Origin of the sequence: Niastella sp. (assembly GCF_045805085.1) — a bacterium.
In the GTDB taxonomy this organism is placed as follows: Bacteria; Bacteroidota; Bacteroidia; order Chitinophagales; family Chitinophagaceae; genus Niastella.
This window is the reverse complement of the sequence record NZ_JBJMLX010000553.1, coordinates 1-2,052: the sequence shown is the minus strand read 5'-3', so window position 1 is coordinate 2,052 and position 2,052 is coordinate 1. Positions and strand designations below refer to the sequence as shown.

Here is a 2,052-nt window from a genome sequence, read left to right as displayed (position 1 = left end):
TCGAGGAAATTACATTTGAAGTAACCGATATCGACCGATCGTCATTAAGCGTGCACCAGATCATCACGGTTATGAATGAGAAGGGCAAAAGCGCGCTTCGTTTTGCCGAGTATACTGATAAATTTCACATCCTCGATGATGCGGAAGTAAAAGTGTTTGATGCCAATGGCCGGCAAATAAACAAGTACAAACAAAAAGATATGATCACCACGGCCGGCGCCGGTGACAACCTGATAGACGATAGTAAGATCACCTTCGTGCGATTTCCTTCGGCGTCCTTTCCCGTTACCTTTGAAGTGAAATACAGCATTAGGTTAAAGGGTAACCTGTTGTACCCGAGCTTCGACATCCAGGATGCCAATCAAAGCGTGGAGTCATCCGTATTCACAGCCAAAGTGCCCAAAGACCTCGACCTGCGCTATAAAGAAAAAAACATCGCCTTAAAACCTGAAACCGGGGAAGATGGCAACTATAAATGGTACCGCTGGTCGGTCAAAAACCTGCCGGCCGTAAAATACGAAGCTGGTTCGGTTAGTCCTTACCCATATGTGATGCTGGCGCCCAACCGCTTTAAGTTCGATGATTTTGAAGGTGACCTGAGCACCTGGAAAAGCTTTGGCGCCTGGTATGGCAACTTATACAAAGGGCTCGACAAACTACCGGCCGACCGGGTTGCTTTTTTTAACGACATGGTTAAAGACGCACCCGATAACCACGAAAAGATCAGAAGGCTGTATACCTATTTGCAAAAGAATTTCCGGTATGTGAGCATTCAGTTGGGTATTGGCGGCTTACGCCCGTTCTCGGCCGACTTTACTGAAAAGAAAAAGTATGGCGATTGTAAGGCGCTGAGCAATTGCATGAGGGCCATGCTGACCGCTGTTGGTATTAAAAGCTATAGCGCCGTTATTAATGCCGGCACCAACGCCCTGGCAATGGATGCCGACTTCCCCTCTAAATTCAGCAACCACGTTATTCTTTGCGTGCCCCAGGAAAAAGACACGATATGGCTGGAATGCACCAGTAATACCATTGACTTTAATGTACTGGGCCCCTTTACAGAAAACAGGAATGCTTTGCTGATTACCGAAAATGGCGGCGTACTGGTTCCCACCCCGGAGAGTAAATGTTCTGAAAATGTATATCAGGTTCATACGGTAATAGATCTGCAAACCGATGGATCGGGCAGCACCCATACCACCTTTACCACAACCGGCGAATTTAAAGAACAGATGAAGTACTTTTTAGATGAGAAGAAAGACGATCAGAAAGAATTTATAGTGAACGACCTGAACTTTAAACAGCCAGATGATTTTACTTTCAAACAAATAGAAGGACCAGCTGAGTTTACCACCAACCTGGAAATGTCGTACGAGAAAGTGCATGAATTCAATGCCGGTAATAAACTATTCATCAGTCCCCGCATTTACCGGTTCTGGTCACGGGCGCTGCCTAAATCAGAGGGTCGTAAACTGGACTATTATTTCAGCTACCCTTTTGAACGCATCGATACAACTGTTTTCAAATTACCAGCCGGCATGTCGGTTGAAGCCCTTCCCAAACCAAAGGAACTGTCCAGCGCTATTGCTACCTACACTACCAAATACTGGTACAACGAAACCGAAAAAGCAGTGTATTGCACGGCTTCCCTGGTGCTAAAAAAACAAAGGATCCCCGTAGCCGGTTATGCAGAAATAAAAAAGCTGTTCGATGATATACTAATGGACGATACGCAGCGGATTGTGGTGAAGAAAGAATAATGTTACAGGTTACAAGTTTCAGGTTCCAGGTTCCGGTCAAAGGTTCTTTCCTTGTAACGTGTAACCTGAAACTTGAAACCTGAAACTGTATTCAGATTATATGCGATAATATTATCCCGGTTGCCACCGCTGCATTGAGCGACTCCGCCTGGCCGTGGCGCGGTATAGTTATCCTGTTTCGGCAAAGCGCCAACACTTCTGCACTGATGCCTTTTGATTCGTTTCCTATAATGATCACCCCTTCTTTAATGGGCTGCAATTTGCGCAGCTCGGTACCATTTAGCACCGCCGC

Annotated in this window: 2 protein-coding genes; one reads left to right on the top strand and one right to left on the bottom strand. The window is 46.0% G+C overall.

Annotated features, from left to right (window positions below; translation table 11 throughout):
• On the top strand, positions 1 to 1,760 hold a 1,760-nt coding region (locus tag ACJ751_RS28860), incomplete at its 5' end, for a DUF3857 domain-containing protein (RefSeq protein ID WP_407749011.1).
• Between the two features lie 91 nt (positions 1,761 to 1,851).
• Here the strand turns inward: ACJ751_RS28860 and ACJ751_RS28855 are convergent.
• The coding region (locus ACJ751_RS28855; RefSeq protein ID WP_407749010.1) for a TrmH family RNA methyltransferase at positions 1,852 to 2,052 on the bottom strand (201 nt) is incomplete at its 5' end.